Below are 16,394 nucleotides of genomic sequence, written 5' to 3' on the forward strand. Positions count from 1 at the left end.
CGTGTGCCGCCACCTGGGTTACCTCGGCCCCGCCGTGCCCATCGCGGCCCTGGTGCACGACCCGCCGCACTCGTTGCTGCGCCAGTCGTACGCACCGCGGGACATGCGCGGCGGCGGCACGGTGAACGTCGACGGCTACGGCGTGGGCTGGTACCCCGCGCCGGGCGGCCCGGCGGTGCGCTACCGGCGCACCGGGACGCTCTGGTCGGACGAGAACCTGGCCGCGCTGAGCCGGGTCGTCGTCTCCGGCGCGGTGCTCGCGGCGGTCCGGTCGGCCACCACCGGGATGCCGGTGGTGGAGACCGCGTGCGCCCCGTTCACCGACGGGACGTGGCTGTTCAGCCACAACGGCCGGATCGTCGACTGGCCCGGCTCGGTCGCCGGTCTGGCGGCGACGTTGCCGGTCACCGACCTGCTCACGCTGGACGCGCCCACCGACTCCGCCCTGCTGTGGGCGCTGGTCCGGGCGCGCCTGGCCACCGCGCCACCGGCCGCCGCGCTGGCGTCCGTGGTGTCCGAAGTGGCCGCCGCCGCGCCCGGCTCGCGGCTGAACCTGTTGCTCACCAACGGAACCGTGCTGGTCGGCACGACCTGGACGCACGCCCTGTGGGTGCGTTCCGGCGACGGCGCGGTGACCGTGTCCTCCGAGCCGCTGGACGACGACCCGCGCTGGCGGGAAGTGCCCGACCGGCACGTCGTCACCGCCACCACCTCCCCCGACAACGCGATCGCCGTGGGCGTTCAACCGATAGGACGATAGATGACCGAGCCAGTGCTGGACGTGCACCTGACTCCGGAGGACGCGGTGGTCGCGCTCCGGGCCGAGGCGAAAGCGGGCCTCACGGCGCGGCCGAAGTGGGTCTCGCCGAAGTGGTTCTACGACGCGGTGGGCAGCGAGCTGTTCGAGGAGATCACCCGGCTGCCCGAGTACTACCCGACCCGCGCCGAGCGGGAGATCCTGGTCGCGCGGGCGGCCGAGATCGCGACGACCACCGGGGCGCACGCCCTGGTGGAGCTGGGTTCCGGTTCGTCGGAGAAGACCCGGCTGCTGCTCGACGCGCTGCGCGAGCACGGGACGCTGACCGAGTTCGTGCCGCTGGACGTGTCGGCGAGCGCGCTCACCGACGCGGCCCGGCAGATCCTCGCCGACTACCCCGGGTTGTCGGTGCACGGCGTGGTCGGCGACTTCACCGAGCACCTGGGCCTGCTGCCGGGCTCGTCGCCCCGGCTGGTGGCGTTCCTCGGCGGCACCATCGGCAACCTGATCCCCGAGGAGCGCGACAAGTTCCTGACCTCGGTGCGGGACGTGCTGGAACCGGGGGAGTGGCTGTTGCTGGGCACCGACCTGGTGAAGGACCCCGAGGTGCTGGTGCGCGCCTACGACGACGCGCGCGGCGTCACCGCGGAGTTCAACCGGAACGTGCTGCGGGTGCTCAACCGCGAGCTGGGCGCGGACCTCGACCCGCTGGCGTTCCGGCACGTCGCGCTGTGGAACGCCGACCAGGAGTGGATCGAGATGCGGCTGCGGGCGGTCCGCGCGGTGCGGGCGCACGTGGCGGCGCTGGAGCTCGACGTCGAGTTCGCCGAGGGGGAGGAGTTGCGCACGGAGGTGTCGGCCAAGTTCCGGCGGGAAGGCGTGGAGCGCGAGCTCACCGCCGCCGGGTTCGAGCTCCACCGCTGGTGGACCGACCCGCAGGAACGCTTCGCGTTGTCACTCGCCCGAGTCGTGGGCTGACACAGCGTGAAGAAATCATCCGTTCTGCGGGTGCGCTACCACTCCTGCGGGTGAGAGCCTCGCGCGACGACGCCGTGGATTGTCGGAACGAGGGGCGGCGTCGCCGGACGTGAGGAGCGTGTCCCGTGAAGCTTGGAAGCAGAGCGCTGGTCGTCGCGATGGTCCTGGGCACCGCCGTGCCCGGCCTCGTGGCGACCGGCGCGGCCGTCGCCCAGGAGGCCCGGGGCGCGTCGCCGGTGCGGTGGAGCAAGTGCGCCGACGACGTGCTGGCCTCGATCCCCGCCGCGCAGCGGGACCGCGTGACCTGCGCGAACCACCCCGTGCCGCTGGACCACCGCGAGCCGCGCGGCGAGAAGATCACCATCGCCCTGATGAAGGCACCCGCGACCGACCAGGCGAACAAGGTCGGCTCGCTGTTCATCAACCCGGGCGGCCCCGGCGGGGCCGGCCTGATCTACTCCGCGTTCGGCACCTCGTTCTTCCAGCCGGAGGTCATGGAGCGGTTCGACCTGATCGGGTTCGACCCGCGCGGCGTGGGCCGCAGCGCGCCGCTGCGCTGCTTCGAGACCCAGGAAGAGGCCGACGACGTCTTCGGCCGCATCTCCTCCGCCCCGATCACCCGCGCCGAGATCCGCGACACCACGCGGGCGACGCGCGAGTACACGGCCGAGTGCGGGCGCAACGCCGGTCCGCTGCTCCGGCACATGTCCACCGAGGACGTGGCGCGTGACCTGGACCTGCTGCGCCAGGGCGTGGGCGACAAGGCGCTGACCTTCGTCGGCTTCTCCTACGGCACGCTGCTCGGCGCGACCTACGCCAACATCTTCCCGCAGAAGTCCCGCGCCCTGGTGCTGGACGGCAACGTCGACCCGGCGCTGCGCACCACCAACGGCGCGGAGTACGACCGGCAGCGCGCGCAGGGCTTCGAGCTGGCCCTGGACGCGTTCCTGAAGCGCTGCGACGCCGAAGGCGCGAAGTGCGCCTACAGCGACGGCGACCCGCGCGCGAAGTTCGACGAGGTGCGCGACTCGCTGCGGGACAACCCGATCACCCTGCCCTCCGGCGAGGTCGTCACCTACCAGAGCTACGTCGGCCGGGTGAGCGGCGACCTGTACAGCATCGCCCGGTTGAAGCCGCTGGCCGCCTGGTTGCAGGCGGTCTACGGCGTGCTGCACCCGTCTGCGGCGCTGTCCGTGCAGGAGACGCCCGTGCCGGCGGCCCCGCTGGCCAACAAGAACGGCCTGGCGGACGTCAACGCGGGTGTCGTGGGCGAGGCCGAGTACCTGTCCGACGACTCGTACTACGGCGTCAACTGCACCGACAAGCCGTTCCTCCGGGTGCCGGGGCTGTTCCCGGCGGTGGCCGCGAAGTGGGAGCGCGAGTCGCCCACGTTCGGCCGCCAGCAGGCCGCGTCCGACCTGCTGACCTGCCCGACGTGGCCGGTCCGCGACCCCGACCGGTGGGCCGGCCCGTGGAACAGGCGCACGCCGAACCCCGTCGTCGTGGTGGGCAACCACTACGACCCGGCGACCCAGTACAAGTTCTCGCAGCGGATGGCCCGCCAGCTCGGCAACGCGCGATTGATCACCGTCGACGCGTTCGGGCACTGCATCCTCGGCAAGGCAGCGGGTGCGGACACCCTGGTGACCGACTACCTGGTGAACCTCAGGGCACCGGCCGACGGGCAGGTCTTCCAGCCCAACGCCCAGCCCTTCTAGGTCGTCCGGGTGCGGTGGTCGCGGGCGACCGCGACCACCGCACCCGCCAGGACCACCAGCTCCGGGTGCCCCGGCACGTACCAGGCCGCGCCCAGTAGGCGGCGGCGGTCACGGTGACCAGCAGGTCACGTGACCGCCACGCCCAGAGCGCCAGCCCGACCGCGATCACCGCGGCGAGGACGCGGGCCGCGTGGATCTCGGCGCTCATCTCCAGCGCCAAGGACGTCGCCGCGCTCATCGCGTGGCTCGACAGCTCCGTCGAGTGCACCTCGTAGTCCATCGGCGGCGACGGCGTTCGCAGCGAGGCGGTGTCGAACGTCGCCACGGCCACGCCCAAGCCCAAGGCGAGCAACGGGAACCAGCCGCCGGGCCGGCGCGCGTGCCGGTCGTGCGCCGCGATCAGCAGGGCCGCCGCCAGTGCCACGACCGCCGGGAACGGTTGCCGGTCCACGAGAGCCGCCACCCCGAACGCCGCCGTCGCCGCGACCAGCCGGGGATCGCGCCGGAACCCGGCGACCACCGTCAGCACGGCGATCCCGACCAGCGGCCCGTACTCCCAGACCGCGCTGAGCGGTCCCACCACGGCCAACGGCACCCACTCCCGATCCCGCGCGAACGCGATCGCCGCACCCCCGCACAGGACGGCGAGGACGGCGACGGGAATCCACGTCAGGTCGACGGGTGGGACGTGGTCTTCGTACGCCACCGACGACATCGTGGACTCGCCGGTCGCCGGCACCACCGGTGCCCACGCCCGCAGTGGTTCGTCGACCAGCCACAACCCGCCCAGCCAGACGAGGAACACCCCCAGTCCCGTTGTCAGCAAGGGGAACCAGAGCCCGGGGCGACGGGCGTGCAGGTCGTGCGCGGCCAGCAGCAGCGCCGCCGTGCCCGCCACCACGGCCGGCAGCGGCGGCGACCCGTAGACCACCGCGACCACCAACACCGCGTCCGCCGCCACCAGTCGCCGATCCCGCATCCAGCCGGCCGCGACGAGCAGCACCACCACACCCGCGAGCGAGCCGTGCTCCCAGATCCCGCAGAGCAGCCCGACCAGAACCAAAGGCAGCCAAGCCACCGCGCCCCACCCCCTGAAGCGACACACCCTAGCGACCCGCGTCCGACCGGCGCGGATTCAGTGGCGTCGACGAACGACCGCACGCCCGGGGCGCGCCACGGGTCGTTCCGGCACGCCCCACGTAGCGGCCACCGCCTCGGCTGACCCCCGAGGGCCTTTGCAGTGCGGCATCGGCGGCGACCGGACCGAGCGCGGCGGGGGAGAGGTGTGCGGCACTCGAAGGGTTCCAGCGCGACGCAGCCGAAGTCCGCGATGGCCGTGCGAGCCATCGCGCCATGGTGGCCGCCCGGTGCACGGCTTCGTCATACGCGGAAGGGCCGCCCACCGGAGTGGACGGCCCTTCGACGTGGAACGGGTGACTAGCTGCGAACCATCTTGCGCAGCACGTACTGCATGATGCCGCCGTTGCGGTAGTAGTCGGCCTCACCGGGGGTGTCGATGCGGACGACCGCGTCGAACTCCACCTTCGCGCCGTCGGTCTTCGTGGCGACCACGTGCACCGTGCGCGGCGTGTCGCCGTCGTTCAGCGCGGTGATGCCGGTGAAGTCGAACGTCTCCGTGCCGTCCAGACCGAGGTCGGCGGCCGTGTTGCCCTCCGGGAACTGGAGCGGCAGGACGCCCATGCCGATCAGGTTCGAGCGGTGGATGCGCTCGAAGGACTCGGCGATCACGACGCGCACGCCGAGCAGCGAGGTGCCCTTCGCGGCCCAGTCGCGCGACGAGCCCGAGCCGTACTCCTTGCCCGCCAGCACGACCAGCGGCACGCCTGCGGCGGCGTAGGACTCCGACGCGTCGTAGATGGTGGTCTGCGGCGCGCCCTCCTCCAGGAAGTCGCGGGTGAAGCCGCCCTGGACGTCGTCCAGCAGGAGGTTGCGCAGGCGGATGTTCGCGAACGTGCCGCGGATCATCACCTCGTGGTTGCCGCGCCGCGAGCCGTAGGAGTTGAAGTCCTTGCGCTCCACGCCGTGCTCGGTGAGGTACTTGCCCGCCGGGGAGTCGACCTTGATCGCGCCGGCCGGCGAGATGTGGTCGGTGGTGACCGAGTCGCCCAGCAGGGCCAGCACGCGCGCGCCGCCGATCTCGGTGACCGGCTTCGGCTCCATCTCCATGCCCTCGAAGTACGGGGGCTTGCGCACGTAGGTGGACTGCGCGTCCCACTCGAACGTCTTGCCGGTCGGCGTGGGCAGCGACTGCCAGCGCTCGTCGCCCGCGAACACGTCCGCGTAGCCCTTGGTGAAGCCCTCCGGCGAGATGGACGCCGCGACGACCTCGGAGATCTCCTGCGCCGACGGCCAGATGTCGGCCAGGTGGACCGGCTCGCCGTTCTGGTCGGTGCCCAGCGGCTCGGTGGTGATGTCGATGTCCATCGAGCCGGCCAGCGCGTACGCCACCACGAGGGGCGGGGACGCCAGGTAGTTCATCTTGATGTCCGGGTTGATCCGGCCCTCGAAGTTCCGATTGCCCGACAGCACGGACACCGCGGCGAGGTCGCCCTGGCCGATGCCCGCGGAGATCTCGTCCTGGAGCGGACCGGAGTTGCCGATGCACGTGGTGCAGCCGTAGCCGACCAGGTGGAAGCCCAGCTTCTCCAGGTACGGCATCAGGCCCGCGCGCTCGTAGTAGTCCATGACGACCTTGGAGCCCGGCGCGAGGGTGGTCTTCACCCACGGCTTGCGCTCCAGGCCCTTCTCCACGGCCTTCTTCGCGAGCAGCGCCGCGCCGATCATCACCGACGGGTTGGACGTGTTGGTGCACGAGGTGATCGCGGCGATCGCGACCGCGCCGTGGTCGAGCTCGAACTCCGCGCCGTCCAGGCTCACCTTCACCGGGTTGGACGGCCGGCCGTCCGCGCCCCGGGCGGCGGAGTGGAACACGTGCGGCTCGCCGCCCGCGTCGCCGTTGGACACCGCGGTCGGGTCGCTGGCCGGGAAGGTCTCGTCCACGGCCTCGTCGACGTTGGACTTCGCGTCGGCGTCGGTGTTCGACACGTACGCGCCCAGCGCCTGCCGGAAGGCGGGCTTGGCGTTGACCAGGTCGATGCGGTCCTGCGGGCGCTTCGGGCCGGCGATCGACGGGACGATCGTCGACAGGTCCAGCTCCAGCGTCTCGGAGTACACCGGCTCGCGCTCGGCGTCGTGCCAGAGACCCTGCTCCTTGGCGTACGCCTCGACCAGCGCGAGCTGCTCGGCGGTGCGGCCGGTGAGCTTGAGGTAGTCGATCGTCTCGCCGTCGATCGGGAAGATCGCGCAGGTGGAGCCGAACTCCGGGCTCATGTTGCCGATGGTGGCGCGGTTGGCCAGCGGTACCGCGCCGACCCCCGAGCCGTAGAACTCGACGAACTTGCCGACCACGCCGTGCTTGCGGAGCATCTCGGTGATGGTCAGCACCAGGTCGGTGGCGGTCGCGCCGGCGGGCAGCTCGCCGTGCAGCTTGAAGCCGACCACGCGCGGGATCAGCATGGAGACCGGCTGGCCGAGCATCGCGGCCTCGGCCTCGATGCCGCCGACGCCCCAGCCGAGCACGCCGATGCCGTTGACCATCGTGGTGTGCGAGTCGGTGCCGACCAGGGTGTCCGGGTACGCCTGGGGCAGCGCGTCGTCACCGCTGCCGGGCAGGCGGCGCACCATCACCACGCGGGCCAGGTGCTCGATGTTGACCTGGTGCACGATGCCGGTGCCGGGCGGGACGACCTTGAACTCGTCGAACGCGGTCTGGCCCCAGCGCAGGAACTGGTAGCGCTCCTTGTTGCGCTGGTACTCCAGGTCCACGTTGAGCTCGAACGCGTCCGGGCGGCCGAAGATGTCGGCGATCACCGAGTGGTCGATGACCAGCTCGGCGGGCGCGAGCGGGTTGACCTTCGTCGGGTCGCCGCCCAGTTGGGTGACGGCCTCGCGCATGGTGGCGAGGTCGACCACGCAGGGCACGCCGGTGAAGTCCTGCATGACGACGCGGCCCGGGGTGAACTGGATCTCGGTGTCGGGAGCGGCTGTCGGATCCCAGTTGCCCAGCGCGCGGACGTGGTCGGCGGTGATGTTCGCGCCGTCCTCGGTGCGCAGCAGGTTCTCCAGCAGGATCTTCAAGCTGTACGGCAGGCGCTCGGCACCCTCGACCGCGCTCAGCCGGAACACCTCGTACGAGGAGTCCCCCACGGTGAGCGTGCCACGGGAGCCGAAGCTGTCCTTGCTAGCTGGTGCAGTCACGTGAAACTCCATCTGGTGACGCGCAAAGTCGGTTGGGAACTGCTTGGTGAGTCTTCCGCACCCGCCGGCGCGGCGCTCCTTCGCCGTAAACAGTACGCGTGTCCTGTATTCGGCTTCAACCCGGTCCTACCTAGATCGGGGCATCATCACACCCGTGGTCCGTCTTGATCGAGTCGGCAAGCGGTACGGGCGCGGCCCGTGGGTGCTCCGCGAGGTGGCGCTCGTCGTCGAACCGGGTGAAACGGTCGTGGTGACCGGGGGCAACGGCTCCGGCAAGTCGACCCTGCTGCGGATCGCCGCCGGGCTGAGCCGCCCCACGACCGGCCGGGTGCACCGCCCGGCCTCCGTCGGGTACCTGCCCGAGCGGTTCCCGCCCGGCGTGAAGCTGTCCGCGCGGGACTACCTGCGGCACCAGGCCGCCGTGCGCGGCGTGCCGGCGCGCTGGGACCTGGTCGAGGCCCTCGGCTTCGTCGGCGACCCGGACGCGCCGATGGCGACCCTGTCCAAGGGCAACACCCAGAAGGTCGCCCTGGCCCAGGCGCTCGCCGCGACCGGCCTGCTGGTGCTCGACGAACCGTGGTCCGGCCTGGACGCCGAGGCCGGCGCGGTGCTCGCCGAACTCGTCACCGGCGGCGCGGTGGCCCGGCTCGTCACCGACCACCACGGCCACGACCTGCCCGGCGCGCGGGAGCTCGCGCTCGGTGCCCGCCGGACCGGCGTGGTGGTCGAGCTGGACCGGGTGGGGGAGGCGTTCGAGCAGCTCAGCGTCCTGGCGGGGGTGCGGGAAGCGCGGGTGGTCGGCGGCGGCGCGCGGGTCGAGGTCGAGCCCGGGTACAGCGACCGGGTGCTGGCCGAGGCGCTGCGGCTGGGTTGCTCGGTGCGGAGCGTGCGCTCGTGACGGCCCTGGTGCGGTACCTGCTCGCGGACGTCCTGCGCACCCAGCGCTACCTGCCGCCGCTGCTGGCCTTCGCCGCCGTGCTGGCCGTGTTCAACGCCGGCGACGCCGGGCCCCCGCCGTCCTCCTACGCCGGGTCGTGCGCGTTCCTGTACCCGGTCGCGGTGTGGCTGACCGTCGTCGTGGCCACCGCCGAGGACCCGGTGCGGCGCGCGGTGACCGTCGTGGCCGCCGGCGGGTGGGGCCGGTCCCAGGCGGCGGTGAGCGTGCTGTCGTGCCTGCTGGTGACCGTGGTGGCGGCCGTCGCGGCGCTGCTGCCGGTGCTCGTCCAGAGCCGCCCCCACCCGCCCGGCGCGGTGGCGCTCGGGTTCGCCTCGCTGCTGGTGTGCGGCCTGGTCGGGGTCGGCGTGGGCGTGCTGTGCGCGCGTCCGGTGATCACCGGGCACGGCTGGTCCGTGCTGGCCGCCGCCGCGCTCGTGGTGCTCGCGTACCTGTTCGGCCAGAGCCCGCCGATCGGGAACCTGCTCGGCGCGCTCGGCCACGAGTACGACCTGGTCCCGCACCTGCTGGTGTCCGCCGGGTGCGCGGTCGCGCTCGTGGTGGGCGCGACCTGGCTGTCCCGGGTGCTCGGCCCCCGCCGGAACTAGCCGGGATCGGCCAAGCCTGCCCTGAAGACCGGCGCTGCCGCGTCCACGGGGACCCGGTGCCGGGGCTCCGGTGCCGCCGGATCGCCGTCGTCGCGGTGTCGGCCCGGACGCCGGACCGCGAACGCGGAGGAGCCCCCGCCGGCGCACCGGCGGGGGCTCCTCCCACGCAATCCCGACTCGCGGGACCCCTACTTGGCGAGCTTCAGCAGCTCGTCGATGTCCTTCGGCTCCAGACCGCGCATCAGCGTCAGGAAGATCTCGCTGTAGCTGCGGATGGGGCTGACGTACCACTTGCCGTCGACCTCGGTCGCGACCACGCCGACGCCGTCCTTGAGCACCTGCGCGCCGATCCGCGCGATCACGTCCACCGCGGCCTGCGGCATCTTGCGACCGCCCTGCTGCTTGACCAGGTCCGCGATCTCGTCCGCGCACAGCCGCTGGGTCTGGCCGTCCGCCTTGGCGGTGTAGCAGTCGCCGTCGCGGGTGATCTCGCCCTTCGAGCCCTTCACGTCCAGGACCAGCTTGCGGACCGTGAGCTGCTTGCCGCCCTCGACGTCCTTGGCGTCGGTCTCCAGCTCGATCAGCTTCGCGCCGGTGTTCGGCACCCGGCCGACCTTGTCCAGGATGACCGGGCCGACGTCCTGGAGCACGCCCATCTCGTCCGGCGGCAGCAGGGCGATGACACCCTTGATGTCACCGGCCAGCGCCTTCTCCAGGACGCCCTTGGCGGCGGCCTCGGCGGAGTCCGCACCGGCGGGCGCGAAGCCCTGGGCGGGCCACTTCAGGTCGTCTTCCTCCAGCGCCGCGTTGGCGAGCGTGTAGAACAGCGACGGGTACCACTCGTCGCCGACCTTGATCGTGGCGATGCCGATCGGCTTGCCCTTGCGGTCGGCCTTCTCCTTGGCGAAGTCCAGCGTCTCGGTCTCCGGGGCCTGGTCCGCCTTGGAGCCCATGGCCTGGACCAGCTTGTCGGTCAGCGGGATCTGCTTGACGTCCGAGGTGACCGTGATCCTGCCCTCGACCACCTTGTTGATCGTGATCCGGTCGTTGACCTTCTCCGCGGCGGCCTCGTCGAACTTGATGCCCTCGCTCTTGATGGTGACGCCGCTGATCTTCTGCGGGTCCGCGTCGGGCTTCAGGATCTCCAGCCGCTTGGCCTCGCTGACGGTGGCCTCGGTGTAGTCCTTGCTGAGCTTGGCCTCGGCGGGTGCCAGGCCGTTCATGATGCCCAGCACGTCACCGCTGCCCAGCGCGCTGAGCAGGTTGTTCGCCGCGGTCTGCGGGTTCTCGGAGCCGGCGGCGACGGAATCGGAGCTGCGCAGCGCGCGCACGGTGAAGAACGTGCCCGCCGCCAGCGCGAGGACGGCGACGATGGCCGTGACGACCAGGCCGGTCCGCTTCTTCTTCGGCGGCTCACCGCCCGCGTAGCCGAACGGCTGCTGGCCGTAGGGCGGCTGCTGGCCGCCGAACTGCTGGCCGTAGCCCTGCTGCGGGAAACCCTGCGGGCCGGTCTGGGGAAAGCCCTGCTGCTGGGGCTGCGGACCGGTCTGGGGGTATCCCTGCTGGTAACCGCCCTGCTGGGGCTGCTGGTAGCCGCCCTGCTGGGGGTTCCCCTGGGGCTGCTGCTGCCACCCGCCCTGCTGCGGCTGGCCGTACGGGTTGTTCTGGGGTGGCCATTCGCCACCGCCGCCGCCTGGGTGGCTCACGGTGCTCCTCCTGGACTGATCGCTGTGCGGGTCTTCGCGGTGAGCACCGTGATCGCCCCCGCGATCCCCAGCACAGCACCACCGAGGGTGACGACCGGCCCGGTCAGGCTGATCCCGACCAGCGCTCCCTCGTTACCCCCTTGGACGGCGGCAAGTGCCCCCACCGTTCCCGCAATCGTGCCAAAGACCAGGGCCGAAAAAGCGGCGAACCGGCGAAGTCGTACCGACCAGAGCACCACGCAGACCACGGCCACGGGCGTGATGCCCACCCAAACGGCCCGGATGACCTCCCCCCACGTGCCGTCCAACCCCGCGAAACCACGGAGCGCGAGCACCTCGTAACTGTCCCTCGTGACCGATCCCGATCGCAGCCACGGCAGGAACGTCCCCACCACGGTTGTGACCAAGCCGACAACCCCGACCACCGCACCCCAAGTCCCGCGCACGTCCCCATGCTCGCAAACCCGGGGCGTGGAATGGTGGCGGGATGCGAGCGCGCGACGTGGTGGCGGCGGCGCGGCGGGTCACCGCGCTGACCGGCGCGGGGGTGTCGACGGACTCCGGCATCCCGGATTTCCGGGGTGCGAGCGGGGCGGGGACCGCCCTCGGGCGCGAGTTCACCCTGGACGACTACCTGTCCGACCCTGCCGTGCGGCGGGCGGCGTGGCGGGTGCGGCTCGCGCACCCGGTGTGGGCGGCCGAGCCGAACGCGGCGCACCGGGCGCTGGCGGAGCTGGAGCGGGCGGGCCGGGTGCGGTCGCTGCTGACGCAGAACGTGGACGGGCTGCACCAGCGCGCCGGGTCGGTCGCGGTGGTCGAGCTGCACGGGTCGTGGTCGGGGACGGTGTGCGTCGACTGCGGCGCGACGGGGTCGATGAGCGCGGCGCTGGACCGGGTGCGGGCGGGCGAGGAGGACCCGGACTGCCCCGCGTGCGGCGGTGTCCTGCGGTCCTCGACGGTCGCTTTCGGACAGCCGTTGGACGCCGACGTGTTGCGCGAGGCCAGGACCGCGGTGCTGGACTGCGATCTCGTGCTGGTGGCGGGGACCTCGTTGGCGGTCGATCCCGCGGCGGCGTTGGTAGGGTTGGCCGTGCGGGTCGGCACGCCGGTGGTCATCTGCAACGACGAACCGACGCCTTACGACGCCACGGCGACCGCAGTGGTGCGCGGGCCGGTGGGGGAGTCGTTGCCGGAGTTGGTGGCCGTGCCGGTCGTCGAGTCCGGTCCACTTCGGACCTGGGGCGACCCGAGCACCTGGTGATCACCCCCCGGGGTGGGCCGGCACCGGGGTTCGCGGCCCGCCTGCGTGACCTCGTCGCCCCGCGCCACACCTCGCCCATGTGGTCCAACACCGGGTGCGAACTCCGCGTGACCGAGCGGTAGCCGAGCCCGGTGCCGGTCAATAAGGTGACGGTGCATGCGCGTACCCCTGACCGTCGCCGATTTCCTCGACCGTGCCGCGCAGGTCTTCGCGGACACCACCGCCACCGTGGACGAGCCCGACCAACCCGCCACGCCGCTCCCCACGACCACCTACGGCGACCTCGCCACCCGCGTCCGCGCCTGGCAGGCCGGTCTGGACGCGCTCGGCGTCGGCGAGGGCGAGCGGGTGGCCGTGGTCAGCCACAACTCCGCCCGCCTCCTCGAACTCCTGCACGCCGTCCCCGCGAGCGGCCGGGTGTGCGTGCCGATCAACTTCCGGCTCCGGCCGGACGAGGTGTCCTACATCGTGGAGCACAGCGGCGCGTCGGTCCTGCTGGTCGACCCCGAGCTGGAGCTCGACCGGGTCACCGCCCGGCACCGCGCCACCCTCGGCGACGAGAGCGACCAGTTGCTCCGCTTCGACACCGAGCCCCGCCCGTGGGCACATCCCGACGAGGACGCCACGGCCACCGTCAACTACACCTCCGGCACGACCGCCCGCCCCAAGGGCGTCCGGCTGACCCACCGCAACATCTGGCTCAACGCGGTCACCTTCGCCCTGCACACCCGCGCCTGGGAGCGGGACGTCTACCTGCACGTCCTGCCGATGTTCCACTGCAACGGCTGGGGGATGCCGTTCGGCCTGGCCGGTCTGGGCGTGCCCCAGGTGGTCCTGCGCAAGGTCGACGGCACCGAGATCCTGCGCCGCGTCGACCGGCACGGCGTGACCCTGATGTGCGGTGCGCCCGCCGTCTGGAACGCCGTCCTGGACGCCGCGCGGACGTGGGACGGCGAGATCCCCGGCCGGGGCCGGGTCCGCGTCGTGTGCGCCGGTGCGCCGCCGCCCAGCCGCACGATCGCCCGCGTCGGCGACGAGCTCGGCTGGGAGTTCCTCCAGCTCTACGGCCTGACCGAGACCTCTCCGCTGCTCACGGTCAACCGCACCCGCCCCGGTGACGACGCGCTGCCCGCCGAGGAGCGCGCCCGCAGGTTGGCCCGCGCCGGCGCGCCGGGGCTCGGCGTGCGGCTGCGGATCTCGGACAGCGGCGAGGTGCTGGCCCGGTCCAACCACGTGATGGCCGGCTACTGGGACAACCCGGACGCCACCGCCGAGGCGGTCGAGGGCGGCTGGTTCCACACCGGGGACGGCGGGTCGCTCGACGACGAGGGGCACCTCTCGATCTCCGACCGGCGCAAGGACGTGATCATCACGGGCGGTGAGAACGTCTCCTCGATCGAGGTGGAAGACGCCTTGTTCGGCCACCCGGCCGTGGCCGAGGCGGCGGTGATCGGGGTGCCGCACGAGAAGTGGGGCGAAACGATCAAAGCGCTGGTCGTGCGGGTGGCGGGCGCGGAGGTTACCGAGGCGGAGCTGATCGCGCACTGCAAAGCGCGGCTCGCCGGGTTCAAAGCTCCCACGTCCGTGGAGTTCCGCGACGCCATCCCGCGCACCGCCACCGGCAAGGTGCAGAAGTTCAAGCTGCGCGAACCGTACTGGTCAGGGCTGGATCGCGAGGTCAACTGACACTTTCCGCGGTGAAACCCGTGTGACCCGTGTGGCTGAAGTTATTGCCGGGTCAATTGGAAACCTCGGTGTTCAGGTGGCACAGTTCCGGAACGTGTCCGGGTGACGCCATTCGGTGTAACGCGGATCGACCGGGTGGTGGCGGGGAGGCGGGTGTCGTGGCTCGTTGGCTGATCGTGGTGATCGCGGTGCTGACCCTGTTCCCCGGCGTGGCGACGGCCGTCCCACCGCCCCCGCCCAACCCGGGCGACGACGAGATCGGCACCAGCCGCCAGGAGGCGGACGCCAAGGCCGCCCGGGTAGGCGAGCTGACCAGCCGGCTCACCGCCGCCGAGGCCGAGCTCCAGCGGCTCACCGACGACGTCGCGTTCAAGATGGAGCTGGCGAACAAGGCCCGCGTCGACCTGGAGACCGCCCAGGACGCGGCGGTCAGGGCCAAGCGGGACGCGGACGCCGCCGGCACCGAAGCCGCCGCTGCGGGACGGGCCGTCGAGGAGGCCCGCGCGGAGCTCGACGAGTTCGCCGCCGCCAGCTTCCAGCAGGGCAGCACGATGGGCTCGCTGTCCGCCTACTTCGGCTCGACCAGCCCGGAGAACCTGCTGGCCCGCTCGCAACTGCTCGCGGCGGTCGGCGATTCCGGCCTCGACGCCCTGGACGACGTGGAGCGGGCCCGTTCGGAGAAGGTCAACAAGGACTCCTCGGCCCGCGCCGCGCTGGACCTGGCGAACGAGAAGCAGGCCGTGGCCGACCAGGCCGCGCGGGACGCCGACGCCGTTCGGCAGCTCGCCGAGCAGGCCCAGCGGGGGCAGGCCGACCAGGCCGCCGCGATCCAGGGCGACAAGACCCGCGTCGAGGGCGAGCTGACCCGGGCGCTCACCGCCGTGGAGGGGCTGGAGGGGCAGCGCGCCCAGTACGACCAGTGGGTCGACGACAAGCGCCGCGAGGAGGAGGACGCCGCCCGCGAGGCGGCCCTCGGCGCGACCCTGCCGACCGCGCCGGCCACCGGTGGCACGCCGGTCGCGGTCGCGCCCGGCGGTGGCGTGGAGACCGTCGTGGCCCGCGCGATGGCGCACCTCGGCGTCCGCTACTCGTGGGGCGGCGGCAACTACGACGGCCCCACGATCGGCATCCGCGACGGCGGCGTGGCCGACTCCTACGGCGACTACTACAGCGTCGGCTTCGACTGCTCGGGCCTGATGATGTACGCGTTCGCGGGTGCCGGCGTCTACCTGCCGCACTACAGCGGCTACCAGTACAACGCCGGCGTCAAGGTGCCGCTGTCCCAGGCGGCGCGCGGCGACATGCTGTTCTGGGGTCCCGGCGGCGGCACGCACGTGGCGCTCTACCTCGGCGGCGGCATGATGGTCGAGGCCCCGTACTCGGGCTCGTCGGTGCGCATCGCGCCGGTCCGCTACGGCGGCATCATGCCGTATGCGACCCGCCTGCTCTGAGCGTCGCCGGGTCCGGCCGCGACCCCGTTCGCAAGCCGTTGACCTGCGGATTCAAGAATCGTTCAGGAAACGTTCCGACGGGGTGGAGCATCCTCGTGGATGCCGGTCGCACCACGCGGGGGGAAGGTACGGGGCGACGGTGCCGGGTGGCATCCGCGGGGGGTTCGGATGCCGCGCGAGCGGATCACCTGGGGGGTGACGGGTGTCGTCGGGCAGGTGCACCGACCCGACGACACCCGTCGATCCGCACCCGGCGAGCACCCCGGGGCCGAACGGGTGGCGTGTCGCCGGCGGGGGATGATCGTCGGGCGGGACCGGGGCCGAGCCGTGAGAATCCGGCCTGACGGCGGTCCCACCCGGAAAGGACGTGGTCATGCCGGTGTCCGCCGAGCTGGACGAGGTCCTCGGGACGACCGGGCACGTCCGCGCCGGCGCGGAGTCGGCGGACGGGGAGAACAGTGCGGGATGAGTGGGACGCCGTGGTCCTCGCCGGGGGTCGCGGCAGCAGGCTGGGCGGCGTCGACAAGGCGGCGGTGCGGATCGGCGGCCGGACGCTGCTGGAGCACGCGCTCGACGCCGTGCGCGGTGCCGGGCGGGTGGTCGTCGTCGGACCGGAGAAGGACGTTCCGGGCGTGCTGTGGACCCGCGAGGACCCGCCCGGCGGGGGACCGGCGGCCGGTGTCGCGGCCGGACTGCGGCACGTGCGCGCGGACGTGGTGGTGGTGCTCGCCGTCGACCAGCCCGGCGTCACGGCGTCCACTGTGGAACGCCTGCTCGCCACCGGCGCACCCGCCGTGCTGGTGGACGAGGACGGCCGGTCGCAGTGGCTGGCCGGGGCGTGGCGGACCGACCGGTTGCGCACCGCCTTGCCCGACGACCCGCACGGCGTGTCGATGCGCTCGGTGCTGGGCCCGCTCGACCCCGTGCCGGTCGTGGCGCTGCCCGGCGAGGCGCGGGACGTGGACACACCGGCGGACCTGGGCGGCTGACGCGGTTCTTCCGGCGTGTTCGCGGTGC

Annotated in this window: 13 protein-coding genes; 9 read left to right on the forward strand and 4 right to left on the reverse strand. The window is 72.5% G+C overall.

Annotated features, from left to right (window positions below; genetic code table 11):
* Window position 1: 1 nt before the first annotated feature.
* The 3 genes from egtC (at window position 2) to AB0G01_RS31300 (ending at window position 3,453) form a co-directional block, all read left to right on the forward strand.
* Window positions 2–760, forward strand: a complete 759-nt coding sequence (egtC, locus tag AB0G01_RS31290; RefSeq protein WP_360953084.1) for an ergothioneine biosynthesis protein EgtC — start codon at window positions 2–4, stop codon at window positions 758–760.
* Entirely contained in the window at window positions 761–1,735 is a 975-nt protein-coding gene (gene egtD, locus AB0G01_RS31295) for an L-histidine N(alpha)-methyltransferase (protein WP_360953087.1), read from the forward strand.
* A 125-nt stretch (window positions 1,736–1,860) separates the two neighbouring features.
* Window positions 1,861–3,453, forward strand: coding sequence for an alpha/beta hydrolase (locus AB0G01_RS31300; protein ID WP_360953090.1), 1,593 nt, complete (start codon window positions 1,861–1,863; stop codon window positions 3,451–3,453).
* Here the strand turns inward: AB0G01_RS31300 and AB0G01_RS31305 are convergent.
* Both AB0G01_RS31305 and AB0G01_RS31310 read right to left on the reverse strand, forming a co-directional pair.
* Window positions 3,401–4,531 carry a hypothetical protein gene (locus AB0G01_RS31305; protein ID WP_360953093.1) on the reverse strand — a complete coding sequence of 377 codons (1,131 nt, stop codon included), beginning with the start codon at window positions 4,529–4,531 and terminating at the stop codon, window positions 3,401–3,403. The two genes, AB0G01_RS31300 and AB0G01_RS31305, sit on opposite strands and share 53 nt — an antisense overlap.
* Before the next feature lie 359 nt (window positions 4,532–4,890).
* Window positions 4,891–7,731, reverse strand: coding sequence for an aconitate hydratase (locus tag AB0G01_RS31310; protein WP_360953096.1), 2,841 nt, complete (start codon window positions 7,729–7,731; stop codon window positions 4,891–4,893).
* Between the two features lie 154 nt (window positions 7,732–7,885).
* Between AB0G01_RS31310 and AB0G01_RS31315 the strand changes: the two genes are divergently transcribed.
* Together AB0G01_RS31315 and AB0G01_RS31320 are read left to right on the forward strand one after the other, a co-directional pair.
* On the forward strand, window positions 7,886–8,629 hold the full coding sequence (locus AB0G01_RS31315) for an ATP-binding cassette domain-containing protein (protein ID WP_360953099.1): 744 nt from the start codon (window positions 7,886–7,888) through the stop codon (window positions 8,627–8,629).
* On the forward strand, window positions 8,626–9,273 hold the full coding sequence (locus AB0G01_RS31320; protein ID WP_360953102.1) for a hypothetical protein: 648 nt from the start codon (window positions 8,626–8,628) through the stop codon (window positions 9,271–9,273). The genes AB0G01_RS31315 and AB0G01_RS31320 overlap by 4 nt, the downstream gene beginning before the upstream one ends.
* Before the next feature lie 188 nt (window positions 9,274–9,461).
* Here the strand turns inward: AB0G01_RS31320 and AB0G01_RS31325 are convergent, their stop codons facing one another.
* Window positions 9,462–10,979 (reverse strand): flagellar basal body protein FliL, encoded by a 1,518-nt coding sequence (locus tag AB0G01_RS31325; RefSeq protein ID WP_360953105.1) that lies wholly within the window; start codon window positions 10,977–10,979, stop codon window positions 9,462–9,464.
* Window positions 10,976–11,386 (reverse strand): hypothetical protein, encoded by a 411-nt coding sequence (locus tag AB0G01_RS31330; RefSeq protein ID WP_360953108.1) that lies wholly within the window; start codon window positions 11,384–11,386, stop codon window positions 10,976–10,978. Before AB0G01_RS31330 ends, AB0G01_RS31325 begins: the two co-directional genes overlap by 4 nt.
* A gap of 80 nt (window positions 11,387–11,466) precedes the next feature.
* Between AB0G01_RS31330 and AB0G01_RS31335 the strand changes: the two genes are divergently transcribed.
* From AB0G01_RS31335 to AB0G01_RS31350, 4 genes are all read left to right on the forward strand, one after another.
* Entirely contained in the window at window positions 11,467–12,240 is a 774-nt protein-coding gene (locus tag AB0G01_RS31335) for a Sir2 family NAD-dependent protein deacetylase (protein ID WP_360953111.1), read from the forward strand.
* A gap of 156 nt (window positions 12,241–12,396) precedes the next feature.
* Window positions 12,397–13,926: an AMP-binding protein gene (locus AB0G01_RS31340; protein ID WP_360953114.1), complete on the forward strand. Its 1,530-nt coding sequence runs from the start codon at window positions 12,397–12,399 to the stop codon at window positions 13,924–13,926.
* A 158-nt stretch (window positions 13,927–14,084) separates the two neighbouring features.
* A complete protein-coding gene (locus AB0G01_RS31345) occupies window positions 14,085–15,377 on the forward strand; it encodes an NlpC/P60 family protein (protein WP_360953117.1) in 1,293 nt (430 codons plus the stop codon).
* 458 nt (window positions 15,378–15,835) lie between these two features.
* Window positions 15,836–16,366 carry an NTP transferase domain-containing protein gene (locus AB0G01_RS31350; RefSeq protein WP_360953120.1) on the forward strand — a complete coding sequence of 177 codons (531 nt, stop codon included), beginning with the start codon at window positions 15,836–15,838 and terminating at the stop codon, window positions 16,364–16,366.
* Window positions 16,367–16,394: the final 28 nt, after the last annotated feature.

It is taken from the genome of Actinosynnema sp. NPDC023587, from assembly GCF_040640215.1.
GTDB lineage: Bacteria > Actinomycetota > Actinomycetes > Mycobacteriales > Pseudonocardiaceae > Actinosynnema.